This is a genomic window from Chitinivibrionales bacterium, from assembly GCA_014728215.1.
Taxonomy (GTDB): domain Bacteria; phylum Fibrobacterota; class Chitinivibrionia; order Chitinivibrionales; family WJKA01; genus WJKA01.
Map to the genome: position 1 here is coordinate 92,153 of WJLZ01000133.1, position 14,885 is coordinate 107,037.

A 14,885-nucleotide genomic window follows, 5' to 3' on the forward strand; every position below is an offset into this window, starting at 1 on the left:
AGGAGCCCCGGTTATGGAATGAGCTAAATGAGCATATTTATGGAAGCATAATAAGATTTAATTTATATTGGTAAGGGAGTATTTACAGAATGAAGTGCGTCCGATTGAACCATTGTGGAGTTGATACATGTCCCGTCTTCGAAAAATCAGAATAGTCTCCCAGCTTTTTTTCCTGATTCTTTTTGTTTCCCTCTTTTTTTTCGCCAACACCTATCCCGCAGCCTATACCTGGCAAAGTGAATGGTTTTTACGCCTGAATCCACTCGTCGGTATCCTTACTACAATTTCGGCACGATCTGTTTTTCTCAGGCTTGTCATACTTTCAGGAGTTATCCTTGTACTGTCGCTTCTGTTTGGACGGTTCTTTTGCGGATTTGTCTGTCCTCTTGGAGCTGCTATCGATGGTTCCGATCGTTATGTATTCAACAAAATGAGGATGCGAAAAAGCCCCCCTCCCCGCGCTCTTCAGAGGGTAAAGTATTTCATTCTTATCGCGCTGTTTTTCATGGCTTTGTTTGGTGTTCTTTTTCCTCTTTTTATGGATCCAATTTCTTTGTTTACCCGTATTTTTACCCTGGTTGTCTATCCCTTCGAGGCATTAGTGCGTGCAGACGGTCGCCAGTATCTTCAGCCCCTTTTTCGGGTTATTGGAGCCGACGAACTCGCCTATGCAACGGTTAAAATACCCTTGTTCTACGGCGGTGTGGGGGCGCTCATTTTGGGCGCTATTGTTTTTGGCGGGGGATTTTTAGATAAACGATTCTGGTGTCAGTATATTTGCCCGAGTGGGGCGCTGTTTGGAATTTTAAGTCGTTTTGCTCTTTTCCGAAGGACCACCGATACACGCGCATGTAATTCCTGCAAAGCCTGCGCCGGAAAATGTCCAACTCGGGCCATCAATAAGGAGCGTCCGGAAGAAACATCGGTTGCAGAATGCATTGTCTGTGGATTATGCACCGAAGTCAGGAAAGGGTGTACAGATTTTCGCTTTTCCGCTCCTTCGCTGGCCACAACGACCGGACCTGATGTTGCCCGCCGCCATGTTGTGGCGGGAGTTCTGGGCGGTGCAGTGATGGTTCCCTTGCTCCGGGCCGATGCATTTACCAAAAGAGACAACACCGGCCGCCTGATCCGTCCGCCGGGAGCTGTTCCGGAAGACCTCTTCGGTTCCCGGTGCATCGCCTGTGGCGAATGTATGAAGGTCTGTCCTACCAATGCTTTGCAGCCATGCATACTGAATGACGGTTTCAGCAGATTATATACCCCCAAGCTTGTTCCAAGGATCGGAGCGTGTGAAGAGAAATGCTACTCCTGCGGCCATGTCTGCCCGACCGGCGCAATACGGGAATTATCCTATGAACAGAAGCGGTTTGTTAAAATCGGCACCGCGGTAATCGACCGCCGCCGATGTTTAGCCTGGGAACAGAATAAAGAATGCCTTGTCTGTGATGAGGTCTGTCCCTATAATGCTATTACCCCAAAATATGTCCGGACCACCACCGGCATGTTTAAAGTTCCCGTCGTGAATGAAGATCTTTGTCTGGGGTGCGGTTTTTGCGAACAGCATTGTCCGATTTTCGATAAGGCCGCAATAGTCGTTTATAAATTTGGAGAAAACAGGCGGGAATCGGGAACATACATCAGTAAGTGGCAAAAGGAATCGATTGTCGAGCAAAGGCGTAGGTCAGATGATGAACTGAAACATGCCTACGGATCTGATGATTCAACAAAAACAGAGTCGGGAGATCTGCCGGAGGGCTTTATTTCGGAAGAGAACAGGACGGAAAAACAAAACGATTTGCCCGAAGGTTTTATTCAGGATTAAAAAGGTAAAAATTGAGCAAAAGGAGGTTACGATGCTGCGTTCACGAAGGTCATTTTTAAGAACCGCTGCAACCGCAGGCACCGGAGTAGCCCTGCAGGGGACATCACCGCTCTTTGCCGCAGAAACTGCAGGCGGCAAAAGTGAAGTTTATGTCGGCAAAGGAAAAGCATCGGAAATAATTACGAAAATTGTCGATTCGATGGGAGGTATGGGACACTATATAAAAAAAGGCGCGCGGGTGGTTATCAAACCGAACATGAGTTTTTCCAATCCTCCCGACTGGGGAACGACTACTTCGCCCGAGGCCGTGCGAACCGTTGCCCAATTGTGTCTTGATGCCGGAGCATCAAAAGTACTCGTATGCGATAATGTTCTCCGGGAGGTTGAAGCATGTAAGAGCAAAACCGGTATTGCCGATGCGGTTAAGGACATGAAAGGGGTCGTTGTTTTTGTTCCAAAACAGGAAAGCATGTATGTGGAGAAGAAATCAGAAAAGGCAAAACAGCTCACCCGTATAAAAGTATTAAAGGAGCTTGGGCGTGCCGATGTGTTTATCTCCCTTCCTGCAGCAAAGTCACACAGTGCTGCGGGAGTATCACTCGGACTCAAGGGAATGATGGGACTTGTGTATAACCGGAGCGCTTATCATCGGGAAATGGACCTTCACACGGCAATAGCCGAGCAGTTGTATTATATGAAACCGACACTGAGCATTATCGATGCTACCCGGGCGCTCCTTGATAACGGACCGGGTGGTCCCGGCAAGGTAGTCAAACTCGATACTTTTGTTGGAGGACTCGATCCTGTTGCTGTCGACAGCTATGCCGTAACGCTCGCATCGTGGTATGGAAAGCAGTTTGAAGGCACAAATGTAAAATATCTTAAAATCGCGAGCGAACTCGGGTTCGGGAATGTCGCGTCGGATTCGATTAAAGAAATCGCTGTATAGGGTTTGGTACGTGGCAGGGAAATTCAAATCACTGGTAACGGCAACCGAGAATCCGGTTGCCTTTTTTAATTCTCCGGGGCTTTTTGCTGCTTGTTTCCGGCAATATACTATTTTCCTGAATCACTATTGCAAGGGGCCGGATAATGGTAGCGATAATCGATTATGATGCTGGCAATTTAACCTCGGTAAAACGGGCGCTGAATTTCCTGGGTATTCCAAATACAATCACTCCCCGCAGAGATGAGATCCTTGATGCGGAAAAAATCATTTTCCCCGGCGTTGGCCATGCGGAAGCATCGATGCAAATCCTTAAGGAGCGGAGGCTCGATACCGCACTTCGGGAAGCTTTTATACAGGGGACGCCAATACTCGGCATTTGCCTGGGGACGCAGATTATTCTTTCGCATTCCGATGAAGGCGACACTCCATGTCTGGGCCTCATCGAGGGCAATTGTCCCCGGTTCGATCTAAAGGAAGCCTCACTGAAAATCCCCCATATGGGGTGGGACGGTATTACAATTAAAAAACAGCACCCACTGTTGAGTCATGTTGCTGATGGAGATGAGTTTTATTTCGTTCATTCCTATTATCCGCTGCCGTCCAAAGAAGAGAATGTAATTGCGGTATGCGATTATGAGACTGTTTTTCCTGCGGCCATCGGCGACAAAAATCTGTTTGCCACCCAATTTCACCCGGAAAAAAGCGGCAGAGTCGGATTGGAGCTGCTGAAAAATTTCTGCAGCTGGGACGGCGGGATTTGAGGTGAAGGGGAAATGGAGCAAGGTTGTTTATAGAAGCAATGCAGAGAGGATACAATGTTAAGTAAGCGATTGATTGCTTGCCTGGATGTTCGTGACGGCAAGCTTGCAAAAAGCATCAAGTTTGTCAATACACAGGATATTGGCGATCCGGTGACATCGGCGAGGAAATATTACGAAGAGGGGCTTGATGAGCTGGTGTTTTACGATATTACCGCATCAAGCGACAAGCGTGACATTATGATCGATGTTGTCGGGAAGGTGGCGTCGCAGGTTTTTATCCCCTTCTCCGTAGGCGGCGGCCTTCGTTCTGTTGAGGATGGCCGTAAAGTGCTTCTTGCCGGCGCAGAAAAGGTAAATTATAATACTGCAGCGGTATACAATCCTCCCCTACTCACCGAAGCTTCGAAAACCTTTGGTGCTCAGTGCGTGGTTCTCTCCATGGATGTTCGCGGAGTGGAAAAATCCGATACAATCCCCTCCGGCTACGAAATTGTGGTTCACGGCGGCCGGACTCCCATGAATATCGATGCCCTGGAGTGGGCAAAGAAAGGTGAAGAACTCGGTGCCGGAGAACTCGTTGTCAATTCTATTGATGCCGACGGTACAAAAACCGGTTACGAATTGAATCTGACGCGTACGATTGCCGAAAGTGTCAACATTCCGGTCATTGCCTCAGGGGGTGGCGGAAAACCCGAACATCTCTATGATGTTCTCACCGAAGGCAAAGCCGATGCTGCGCTGGTAGCCTCAATTCTCCACTATGGCGAGTATTCGATCCGGGAAATCAAGGAGTATCTTTCCGGTCGGGGAATCAAGATGCGGATGACTTTTTAGGTCTCCCTGCGAATAATATCCCGTTTTAATTTGCTGGTAATATGTTTATAGAAAGGGTGCAACGTCGGTAATCGGCAACGGCGGATCGCCGGGATATGAACTTTTCCGAATTAATACAACTCTCTCATCAGCTCCCACAGATAATGGAGTGACAACGGCTTTTTCGTTGGCCCGAGACATTGCTCGGTACGGATATTCGTATCGTTTTTTTCGATGATATTTTTCCCGGCAACCAGCTCCGCGCTGAGCTGGAGGTATACGCCGACGGTGTTTTCGGTGATAAGGTTGTTAAGAAGCAAGGGTGCGGCAAAATCGGATACTACACCATACACATTACGATAGATTGTGCAGTTTTTAACATGAGGGGCTGCCTTTTTAATGCAATAGAGGGCATAATGATTTCCGGCAAATTCGCAGGAGTCAAAAACAGGATTTGCTTCCCAGATAATGTTTTTATAGGCGCCTTCAATCCGGCAATGCCGCAACAGCGCATCGGCCTTTTCACCGTAGATCACAAATCCGGTCCAGCAGGGACTGCCGGTTGAGCCTCGGGGGCGGTCCACACAGGAAAAGTGGATCGGAGCATCCGGTTTCCCCTGGGCAATAAGCAGGCCGCACACAATGATCTTTCGATAGTCATCAAAAAGGATTTTTACACCGGGTTTAATAATGCAGGTCCTATTTTCGGGGATAAAAAAATGATCGCTGAATACGGTATCCTGCGATATAATAATTTTGTGTTCAGGTGGTTCGGCATGAAGGATTGCGGCAAAAAGAAGCATTAATAAAAAAGCCGAATGACCCCTGCTGAAATATAAAGGGGGTGCTGATTTATTTCTGCTTAACAGGGCGCTCACGATGTCTCCTGCTTTCTTTGTGCCAGGGAAAGCTCCACTATTTCTTTCCATCCGATACGAATTCCTCTGTTTTCCTTACTTTTAACGGCAAATTCTATCCGGGCAAAATCGACACTGTTATCGGTGGTATTGATTACCGCATGACCTGAACCTTCACCACCGTCGGGAAGCTGGACCAAGAGACCGGTGGTATCCGGGTTCTCAAGTTCAATCTTATAACTGAGATCCCAACTTATCGATGCCATTGTTTTCTGGTTCTTGTGATAAATGCTGTCGACAATAAAGGCCTGAAACAAATGAGCAACTGCATCACCATGAGATGTCCGGATTGATGTCTGCTTGTTTCTTTCCCATTTTGATCCCCGGGTGACCGGAATGTCCGGTAACACCGGGAGTACTTTGGCAAGGCTCTTATCCAGTCCCCAGCTTCCTGTGATGAGTGTGGGAAGATCGGCGGTATCCGACAGATCGACCGTCCCTTCATCCATCGATATATCCAGTTGCAGTTGTTCGAGCTGTTTTTTCAGGTTCTCTTTTTCGGCATCATCCATGAAATCGGTGGAGATACGGACCGAGGGGATGGTAAGCTGCAGCTTTGCCGGCGCCTTTTTATAGCTTTTGCCTAAAAGGACAAGATTTGCCATGCCTGAATAGTTAGTGCTGGTATCGAGGGTTGTCATCGAACCGCTTACAAGTACTTTTGCATTATACCGCCACATGGGCTGAGAAGAAAAATCGACCGAAAGGTTTACGGTGGGTTCCCTGTTGCAGGCAATAATACTCACAAGAACTATCAGTATTGCTGTCGGGAGGAACTTTATTCTCATATAACACACCCTTTTTTCCTTGATTTTGGACGGTTTTTTTATGTAAAATTATGATATTCAACGTATTATTGGAATCTTTAACAAATATACTTATTTTGCGGGCCCTCCAATGCAACCGAAAACAAAAATCTGCAAAACCGACACCATACTATTTCACGAAAATGATCATTCCCGGGAACTTTACATCATACAGTCGGGCAGGTTGAAGGTTTTTCGGATGATATGCGGCAAAGTTGTTGAGCTGGCGGTGCTTGAGAAAGGTGCCGTTCTTGGGGAGATGGCGCTTATTGACGGCAAACCGCGGAGTGCATCCGTGAAGGCCATTGAGGACAGCACGGTGGTTGTAATCGACGCCGAGACGTTTCATAAAAAGATCGCCGGTGTTCCTTCCTGGTTTATGTCCATTATCCGCATGACCAGCATGAAAATTCGCCGGGTCAATTCACGATTGCAGCGGCTGTATGGAAGTAACCTGGGGGCGAATATTGTGCTGAGTCTCAATTATATGTTTGTCCACAAAGGAAAAATGTCAGGCGGTAATCCCGGGAAGTGCCTGAATCTGTCCCAGACTCGCAGAGAGTTGATCCAGCTTCTCGGGTCAACTTATCAGCGCATAACAAAAACAATCGAATTTTTGCAAGAGAAAGGTTTTGTCGATATTACCGATAACAACCTGTATCAGTCGGATCCTGCAGAAATGGAAAAATACTGTTCCTTTCTCAGACTGTTGATTCGAAAAGGATTCGAAAACTGCAGCGAATTGTCACCCGGTACCCAAAAGCTTGTTGTTGAAGTTGTGCAGACTGATGAATTACCGGCTGATTCTCAGGATAAACGAACCGAGCTTTCCGGAGAGGCTCTCTGGCCAATCGTCGCAGATGCCGGTTTGCAGGATACATGTATGGAAAAAATCAGGGAATTAAAAGAAGCAAATCTCCTGACTTTCCAAAAGGATAGTAAAACCGAAAAGAGTGCCAACATGCTTGACGGCTATATGTTTTCACTTAATACTGCATTATGGAATCGCTATTTTCACCTTATCAAATATCGGGATATGATACCGCTCCTATGATTAAAAACAAACAAAGACTGATCGTGAATAGTATGGCGATGATTATGTTTCTGGTTGCGTACGGTAATACGGAAAGCAGGGTCAGCGGAATAATTGACGTGACAACACGGTGGACTCCTGAAGACGGGCCATATATAGTCAATGGGGATATTATGGTTGCTAAAAAAGCCAAGCTCGTTATTGCACCGGGCACAAAAATTCTGATATCCCAGCCGCTCTACTATGATTCGGCAATCCAGCAGATTGATCATCTCGATTCGCAAACAGTCTCGATTAAAATCAAAGGAATGCTTACTTGTGCAGGAAGGAAAAATAAGCGAATAAAAATATCTCCCATTTACAAGGACGATAAAAAATGTTCCTGGTATGGAATAGTGTTTGATAACTCCTACAATGAACTGACAGAAATTGCCTATGCCGATATTGCCGGGGCATTTCACGGCGTTGTTGCGATAAACAGTTCTCCCTTACTACGAAACTCGGTAATGGAGTACAACAATGTTGGCATAAGCTGCCGGGAAAAGGGAAACATGCGAGTTTACAATTGCATCGTTGCATCAAATTTTGCCAGTGGGATTCGTGTCGGGGCCGCCAATCCCGAAGTTTACAATACCATCGTCGCTTTTAACAGGAATTACGGTGTCTGGGGAGATAATGCATCGGCAATAACGTTCGAATATAATTGTGCCTTTGGTAATCCCGACGGTAATTTTCTCGACTGCAATCCGAGGCTGGGTATTGTCGATGGGGTAAATAAAAACAAAGACTCGGTCGATTTTGCACATAACCTTGTCATGGATCCGATTTTTGCGGGATCTGCCTCCGATTCGGCAGCGGTGGAAAAGGATATTGCGGTACCGACTGATAAATCGAAACTGGTGGACACGACCCTTGCAAAGGCTGTCGGGGATACGCTGGTCGATTCGCTTGCTGCCGGGCGACGGACCGGCGTATATGCTCGCTATTCACTTTCCTCTTATTCTCCCTGCATTGATGCCGGCAAACCGGGAAAGGCCTGGAAAGATGATGACGGCTCCCGTAATGATATGGGGATTTACGGCGGCCGGGAATTTTTCGATCCCCGGTAGCAGGGGTGTAATATCTACCATTGACGATACTGCTGAGAGTGGGTATAATTAAACTGGGCAACTATTTTCGGAAAAAAGAGAGCTATGAACGTTTCTTCCTCATTATCGGGTATCCAGACAAGCATTACCCGTCATGATATCACCGCTCATGATGTAGCTAATGTCAACACACCTGGATTTAAGCAGCGCACAGCTCACCAGGCGGAAACCAGTCCCCGGGGAGTGCGGATAAGCCGCATCACTCATACCCCGGATTCTTCTGCAGCATCTTCAAACACAAGCCTTATCGAAGAATCGAAAGAACAGATACAGAATAAAAACACACTTTCAGCAAACACAAGCGTACTGAAAGTAAAGGACCGAATGATCGGCGAATTACTGGATATATTCGGCTAAATTTCCGATAAAGATAAGGCTCGTCTGCTGTAAAGGGCCCGCATATTTTCAACAACAAACATCGGTTCAAATGTTGCTCTGGGTGAGCAACTATTGTATATTGAATGACTGATCGGCGATCTGATAAAAAGAGACATGAAGCCTATAGAACAGGAGTGATAATCCCTGGCTGTTTAAGCGCTTTTTCTCTTTATAAATCAAGATATTAGGTTCACTCTTTTACAACACAATTCAGCTTGCAGGAAATGAAAAGCCTACATCTTCAACTGTGCTGCACCGCGTTACTGTTTCTTCCCTTGTGCGGCCGATTGTTTCAGGAAAATAATACCGCCGAGGGCCATTTCTCCTTTGGCAGCGCCTTCTGCCAGGAGATGCCAAAGGAAGGGTATTACACAAAAACCTATGTGGACACCTTGATTCTTCGCGCTTTTTACAAGCTCAATGCAGCGACCGCTTACGGCGATTTCCAGGACAGACGTCAAAAAGCGATTGCAGAAGCCAAGCGAATTGCAAACAAGCTTCGTCATGTTGCAAAAAATGACCCGAATTCACGGTATATTTTATGGAAGGTCGGGGAGCTTGAAGGCCAGATAATGCTTGAAGAAGAAGATATCCTTCAGGAGAATGAACGGAACCGGCAGAAGATGATTAATCATCTGGTTACTGCCTTTAACAGGGAGACGGGAAAAAAACGTCCTGATTTCGCGAATCTTGTCGATATTCATTCTCAGATGCTTTCGGTTGACGGATCGAAGGCTGCGGAAATCGAATGGCTGATCAGGGACCGGGCCCGGGGGCTTTCTCGCGATGTCCAGAGAAACATAGAAACCGCGCTCGACAACAAACAGCTGCACAAGGCCCAGATGGAACTTGATTATTGCAGTAAAAATCTGAAATATCTTTCCATATCTCTTACCACCTACAGCAAACTGGCCGCGCGTTTGAAAGCCCGGGTTAATATTGACGATGAGAAATCGTTTATAGCCAATGATTTGCAACGGGCACGGCTGCTGCTGTTAAAAAACGAGCTGGCAGAGGCGGCGAATGTCTTGACCGTTGTTGATAAACGCCTGGGAACCATTAAGGGAGAAGTTTCGCAATCGCAGTGGGAGCACCATGCACAAAAAGTCCGAAGAATGAATGAGGCGATCGGAAAGAAAGAGGATTCCCTGGTAACCTATAATATCGATATCCTGAATGTTAAAGGTGTTGAAGCTGCTATGGATTATCTGGATAACACATTAACTAAAGAATATGGAGTCTCCAGGGAAAAAATTGGTGTTGTCAATAATGCGGTTATTCGGCAAGTCCTTGCCGAACAGGCAGAGGAAGATACTGCTATCAGCGAGGAGATTGCCGCCATTGCCGTTGAAGAGCCTGAAAATGTTGACGTCGGATTCGGGGATATGGCGCTCCAGGCCAAACAGATCGCTCAGGAGCGGCAGGATAGTATCAGAGCCGAAATGGAAAAAAGAAAACCCTTCTGGGTTCGGTGGCGTGAACGGAGAGCCCGTCGACGGAAAGCCCGTGAAGAAGAACAGCGGATGGCAGCGCTAAAGGAGCAGAGGCAAAGGCGAGCGGAAAAACAACGAAAAGCGGCTGCAGAAAAACGAAAAGAGGAAGCCAGGCTCACCCATGTGAAAAATCACCGTAGTACTGCGCCTGCAAATCAAACCAGGTCGCAAAACAGAAAGCCATCTTCATCATCCGGGACAGGCTATGAAAATTCATCGTACCAGAAATCAAAAGTATATGCTTATGCGCGGGAAGAAGAGCGGCTCCTGCGGGAAAAAGAGGAAAAAGCAAAAGAGCAACTGGTTGAAATCTACACACTTCTTGAGCAGGACCAGATCAGAGATGCCTACGAGATGTTTCGTGAATCTCAGAATGAATTAAAAAAATATATTTATGATGAAGCATATTCCGTCCTTGAGACTACCGTCTATCAGGCTTATCAGGCCCTCAGGGAACAGGTCCGGTAAATAAGAAAGATCGGCACAATGGAAAATATCGAAACAGTATTACGTCACAGGCCCCTTTATCATTTCAGGGCAACCTGATTTTTGTAGGCATCGGTATATTCCAGCACACCTTCAATCTGCCTCAGGGTCATGCCCCGGGGGCGGGAAAATTCTCCAAAGAATTCATCATATACAGCAACCCACACTTTGAAATGGCGCATTTGTGTATCCAGCGGTGGATAGATCCGTGCAATGGGGTCCTGATCAAATCGCTCGAGGATAAAAAGGGAGTCCTGGGGCAGTGTCGATTCATCGAGATTCTCATAAAACCACTGGAAAAAATATTCTTCGAGAACTATGGTGTCTTTGCCGTTAACCTTTTGAATATAGGCATCACGGGTAGTATCGAGACCGGCATCGGTTTGTACAATACCGCTGTCGGCGGCAATGAAATATGAGTAACCGGTGTCGATGAGAATAACCGAATCGAATGTGCATGATTGATCGGCTTCATTAAAAAAGCAGAAAAATTCATACTCGCCGGTGAATTCGAGTGGATCGAAGGAAAAAACATTATCACCTTCAACTTTATATACTCCCATCCAGCGAACCTCAGGATTGTTATTAACCTGTATTGCCTGAGATAACTTTGGTATGTCTTTGAAATTGGTATTGAATCGGACCACAAATTCTGCTCTGCTTTCCAGTACAATACCGTTATGAGACCGGGCGGTTATGAAAAAATAGGCCGGTTTGGTTATGTACTCGAGGGCCGGTGCGATCATGGTATTAATAAATGAATCAGGGATGGCATCCCAGAACGCCGGGTCGGGATTTGTAAGCTGTTCAATCAGTATGTTGGGCGGAACCATCTCAGCCAGTGCGGGATCGATGGCCCGGAGGGCCGAATCGGTGCGTGCCACAAAGGGAGCGAGCAAATCGTCCAGTTTCGTGTCGGGTACTACAAAACTGATTTCAACCGATTCGGGGAGCGCCATGGTTGAATCGATCATTTGAACGGCTTCAACATTTGTAAAGGTATCATTAATTCCGTATACATTATTGAGTACCGAATACGAAACCATCATGGTATCCACTGCTATCACCGGATTTCCGGCAAAATGGATTTTCACACTAAGCGTATCTCCCGGCGCGGCCTCCGAATAGGGAGAAAAAACCGCGGTGACGGGGCGCAGTTCATCGTTTACTATTCGTTCAAACCGCGTGGGGAAATTGAAACAACTCAGCAAGAACGCAAATAGAATCAGGGCAAGGGGTTTCTTCATACCGTTTTACCTGTTTTAAAATTCAGCCAGAATGCCCACCGATGCACGGGGGACGTCACTGAGCGCATTTTTATGTTTGTAGTTATAATCCCAGATATAAAAATCGGTCTCAGGCGGTTCGAATACCGGATCGCCGTCGGAATTTTTAACAAATCGCAAAAGGTGCGCAATATTCATTGTCTCCTGATACAGGGTGAGCATCCATTTTTTAAAGACAAACTTCTTTTCGAACCGGAGGTCGAAGCCCACATAAGGCTCCATCCGGTCGGAGTTTTCTTTGCCGGCCTTTGCTTCATAGTAAAAGTAGGTCAAGTCGTACAGGTCCGCTCCGTCAATCGGGGTGGTCGGATAACCATCAGTGTAGCGAATACGGGTTCCCAATTCCATATTATGGGGCAGGCGGTAGCTTGCGATAAGTTGAATATTATTGGGTATATCCCGATCATACAAAGCCCATTTACCGTCACGATAGCTATACCGTTCGCTTCGTGCAAGAGAATAGGTGAGCCATCCGAAAAACTTTTTTCCCTGATCATGTTTGAGAAACAGTTCAAGTCCCATCATTCTCCCTTTACCGTTGTCGATATAGGGTGGAATATTGGGGTTGTTTATAATTTCGCTTTCCGTTGGATACCGCGCGATATTCCATTGATTGTTGAGATAACCCTGAAAATCGACACTGATAAGATCGGTTATCTGCCATTCATATCCCAGTACAAATTGACGTCCCTTTGTTGATTCGAGATTGGGATTGCCCCAAGTTGGATGGGTCACCTGCCCCAGTGGACGAGGTGTCTGGGAATAGTTTCCGAACGATCCTTTCGCCGTATGGTTTTCGGTGAATTCATAACGGCCGGTAATGCGGAACGATGGTTCCACCGGAAATCGGGTTTCATTGTCGAATCCCTCGTTGTCATCGATGTCGTAATTCCAGAGTTCGGGCAGAATCGAACCATGATAATCGATTTCGGGATAATAATCGATCCGGTATCCGGGAATAATCAGAATATTCTCCCGGGGGCGCCACTCCAGGGAGAGATATCCTCCATAGGGGCCGAAAACATAATCGACTGTGTCCCTGGTGACATCTTTGTCACTGGTAATCGATGATAGTTTGTGGGTAAGTGGGCCATAGAGGATGTCAAGTCCGCCTTTGAGCGTTAACTGCGGATTGAGTTGCCATGAAATTTCATCTCTAATATGATGGCCCTTTCCAACAGCATCGGCTTTGAAAAACCCGAATGCCGCCATCTCCTGTACGAGATAGAGGAAACTGTATCGCATCTCATTTTTTAACTGTTCGGTGATCGAATAATCCCACCCCAAAATGCCCATATGGAAATAGAGATCATTACTCACCCGGTCGGTTTCATTATCGACCTCAAGACTTCCTCCCCGTACATCGGTTGAAATCAATTCCAATTTATCCTTGGCTCCAAAAGCTGTCAGGAAAAAGTGGTGTTTTTCCCATGGTTCGGTATCAAAACGGAGCGTATAATCCCAGTAATAGGGAACGACTGTGAAGGGGAGCTGTTGTTTGAGGACATTGGAAACGACAAAGCTGAGTACATTGGCAATATAGCTTCTCCGTGCGGTAATGATAAGGCCACTGTTTTTGGTTATCGGGCTTTCAAACATGAATGAGGCGTCAAAAGCATTGACATCAACAAATCCGTGCCACCGGTCATCGCGATAGGGACGCCCTTCTATTTCCACGACGCCGCCAAGAGCATTGCCATACCGGGCACCGAATCCACCGGGAAAAAACTCTACCGATTGAAGCGCTTCGGAATTGTAATTCGATTTGAGTCCCCCGAAATGATAGATATAGGGCACAGTCATGCCCTCGACAAAATACTGATTATCTTCAGACCCGGCTCCACGGACAATTATTTCGCCCCCGCCGAAAAAGGGACGGGCAACCCCGGGAAGAGCCTGAATTACCTTGACGGCGTCACCACCAAACCCCGGTACTTTGCGTATTTCCTGAAGATTGAGCGTTCGTTTGGCAACTTCTTTTTTTTCGGCTTTTCCGTAAACAACAATTTCATATTCCGAATAGGATTCCCGTTCAAGCCGGTAAAGAACTTCGGTGTGTTTCCCCGGGTTAATGGTTTCGGTTTCTTCAAAGCTTTTATAGCCGGCAAGAATAATTTTAACCCCGAGCGAACAGGCGGGCAGGGATTTAAACTGGAAATGACCGGCAGAGTCGGAGATCGTCACAAGATGGTTCTCTTCCAGATACTGGCCCTCAAAGGTACCGATCTTTTGCAGATAGGGAGTAAAGGGGACCTTTAAGCCGGTATCCTGTGTTGTATCGATGAAGTCAAGAACAACCATGGCGTCGGCAACCGGCATGCGGGTGCCCATCTCAACGAGCTTGCCTGAAAAATTAACATACTCTTCGATTTTATCTACTATTTCATCGAGGGTGAAGCGGTATTCGTACTGAAGAAGCACCGCAACCGAATCATCACCGGCAATTGCCGGAGTGAAGGTGAACCGGCGGGCCGCCGAAACAGCCGAAGAATCCAGTTCGGGAGTAAGCCCTTCCACAACAGCGACACTGTCGACCGTACCCCGTTCATTTACCAGCAGATCCATGAGCACCGCACCTTCAATCCCCTCTTTCACCATGTCGGGTGGATATGCAGCCTTCACAAAGCCGGTGAGCTCGGGCATTTTTTCGATCGGGGGGAGTTCGGTCTCTTCAAGAGCTTCATCCTCGAGAATTATATCATCACCGGTAAGGATACTATCGTCGAACCTTACCACAGTATCTTCGGAAACAATTCCAACACTGTCTTCTGTTTCGTCAATAAGGATGATATCGTCATCACCGGGCATAACAGCTGTCCCTTGGTCGGGTGTTGTATCGCTATCAGATGAGGTGTTTTGGGGAATCGAATCGGCAGCTGCAGTATGTTCCTGTGCATAGAGGAAGCTTATACAGGCGAGTAAAACTGTTGATAAAAGAATTTTTGGTTTCATATCGTTTTCAAAATACTTCGGTACAATGATTAAAATAG

Annotated in this window: 12 protein-coding genes; 8 read left to right on the forward strand and 4 right to left on the reverse strand. The window is 46.8% G+C overall.

The genetic code is table 11. The features are described from left to right. Window positions 1-127: 127 nt before the first annotated feature. From GF401_11100 to hisF, 4 genes are all read left to right on the forward strand, one after another. Window positions 128-1,825, forward strand: coding sequence for a 4Fe-4S binding protein (locus GF401_11100; GenBank protein ID MBD3345598.1), 1,698 nt, complete (start codon window positions 128-130; stop codon window positions 1,823-1,825). Beyond that, complete coding sequence (locus GF401_11105) at window positions 1,704-2,774, forward strand: DUF362 domain-containing protein (protein ID MBD3345599.1); 1,071 nt, start codon at window positions 1,704-1,706, stop codon at window positions 2,772-2,774. The genes GF401_11100 and GF401_11105 overlap by 122 nt, the downstream gene beginning before the upstream one ends. A 140-nt stretch (window positions 2,775-2,914) precedes the next feature. Continuing rightward, a complete protein-coding gene (gene hisH, locus GF401_11110) occupies window positions 2,915-3,535 on the forward strand; it encodes an imidazole glycerol phosphate synthase subunit HisH (protein ID MBD3345600.1) in 621 nt (206 codons plus the stop codon). A 54-nt stretch (window positions 3,536-3,589) separates the two neighbouring features. After that, entirely contained in the window at window positions 3,590-4,369 is a 780-nt protein-coding gene (gene hisF / locus GF401_11115; GenBank protein ID MBD3345601.1) for an imidazole glycerol phosphate synthase subunit HisF, read from the forward strand. Window positions 4,370-4,479: 110 nt separating this feature from the next. Here hisF and GF401_11120 read toward each other — a convergent pair whose 3' ends face one another. Together GF401_11120 and GF401_11125 are read right to left on the reverse strand one after the other, a co-directional pair. Next, on the reverse strand, window positions 4,480-5,277 hold the full coding sequence (locus GF401_11120; GenBank protein MBD3345602.1) for a hypothetical protein: 798 nt from the start codon (window positions 5,275-5,277) through the stop codon (window positions 4,480-4,482). Continuing rightward, window positions 5,223-6,053, reverse strand: coding sequence for a hypothetical protein (locus GF401_11125; protein MBD3345603.1), 831 nt, complete (start codon window positions 6,051-6,053; stop codon window positions 5,223-5,225). The genes GF401_11120 and GF401_11125 overlap by 55 nt, the downstream gene beginning before the upstream one ends. A gap of 109 nt (window positions 6,054-6,162) precedes the next feature. Here GF401_11125 and GF401_11130 point away from each other — a divergent pair, with 109 nt between their 5' ends. The 4 genes from GF401_11130 (at window position 6,163) to GF401_11145 (ending at window position 10,591) form a co-directional block, all read left to right on the forward strand. After that, the gene (locus tag GF401_11130; GenBank protein MBD3345604.1) at window positions 6,163-7,125 is read left to right on the forward strand and encodes a cyclic nucleotide-binding domain-containing protein; all 963 of its coding nucleotides are present in this window, start codon (window positions 6,163-6,165) and stop codon (window positions 7,123-7,125) included. After that, window positions 7,071-8,213 (forward strand): hypothetical protein, encoded by a 1,143-nt coding sequence (locus tag GF401_11135; GenBank protein ID MBD3345605.1) that lies wholly within the window; start codon window positions 7,071-7,073, stop codon window positions 8,211-8,213. The genes GF401_11130 and GF401_11135 overlap by 55 nt, the downstream gene beginning before the upstream one ends. Window positions 8,214-8,297: 84 nt before the next feature. Then, entirely contained in the window at window positions 8,298-8,609 is a 312-nt protein-coding gene (locus GF401_11140) for a flagellar basal body rod protein (GenBank protein MBD3345606.1), read from the forward strand. Between the two features lie 245 nt (window positions 8,610-8,854). Further along, a complete protein-coding gene (locus tag GF401_11145; GenBank protein ID MBD3345607.1) occupies window positions 8,855-10,591 on the forward strand; it encodes a hypothetical protein in 1,737 nt (578 codons plus the stop codon). A gap of 59 nt (window positions 10,592-10,650) precedes the next feature. Here GF401_11145 and GF401_11150 read toward each other — a convergent pair whose 3' ends face one another. Continuing rightward, window positions 10,651-11,856 (reverse strand): hypothetical protein, encoded by a 1,206-nt coding sequence (locus GF401_11150; protein MBD3345608.1) that lies wholly within the window; start codon window positions 11,854-11,856, stop codon window positions 10,651-10,653. A gap of 15 nt (window positions 11,857-11,871) precedes the next feature. After that, window positions 11,872-14,847, reverse strand: a complete 2,976-nt coding sequence (locus GF401_11155; GenBank protein ID MBD3345609.1) for a TonB family protein — start codon at window positions 14,845-14,847, stop codon at window positions 11,872-11,874. Window positions 14,848-14,885: the final 38 nt, after the last annotated feature.

Bases quoted from the DNA above. Each gene is read 5' to 3' on its own strand.
- GF401_11100 (MBD3345598.1), top strand. From the start codon at position 128: ATGTCCCGTCTTCGAAAAATCAGAATAGTCTCCCAGCTTTTTTTCCTG.
- GF401_11105 (MBD3345599.1), top strand. From the start codon at position 1,704: ATGCCTACGGATCTGATGATTCAACAAAAACAGAGTCGGGAGATCTGC.
- hisF (MBD3345601.1), top strand. From the start codon at position 3,590: ATGTTAAGTAAGCGATTGATTGCTTGCCTGGATGTTCGTGACGGCAAG.
- GF401_11120 (MBD3345602.1), bottom strand. From the start codon at position 5,277: ATGGAAAGAAATAGTGGAGCTTTCCCTGGCACAAAGAAAGCAGGAGAC.
- GF401_11125 (MBD3345603.1), bottom strand. From the start codon at position 6,053: ATGAGAATAAAGTTCCTCCCGACAGCAATACTGATAGTTCTTGTGAGT.
- GF401_11130 (MBD3345604.1), top strand. From the start codon at position 6,163: ATGCAACCGAAAACAAAAATCTGCAAAACCGACACCATACTATTTCAC.
- GF401_11135 (MBD3345605.1), top strand. From the start codon at position 7,071: ATGGAATCGCTATTTTCACCTTATCAAATATCGGGATATGATACCGCT.
- GF401_11140 (MBD3345606.1), top strand. From the start codon at position 8,298: ATGAACGTTTCTTCCTCATTATCGGGTATCCAGACAAGCATTACCCGT.
- GF401_11145 (MBD3345607.1), top strand. From the start codon at position 8,855: ATGAAAAGCCTACATCTTCAACTGTGCTGCACCGCGTTACTGTTTCTT.
- GF401_11150 (MBD3345608.1), bottom strand. From the start codon at position 11,856: ATGAAGAAACCCCTTGCCCTGATTCTATTTGCGTTCTTGCTGAGTTGT.
- GF401_11155 (MBD3345609.1), bottom strand. From the start codon at position 14,847: ATGAAACCAAAAATTCTTTTATCAACAGTTTTACTCGCCTGTATAAGC.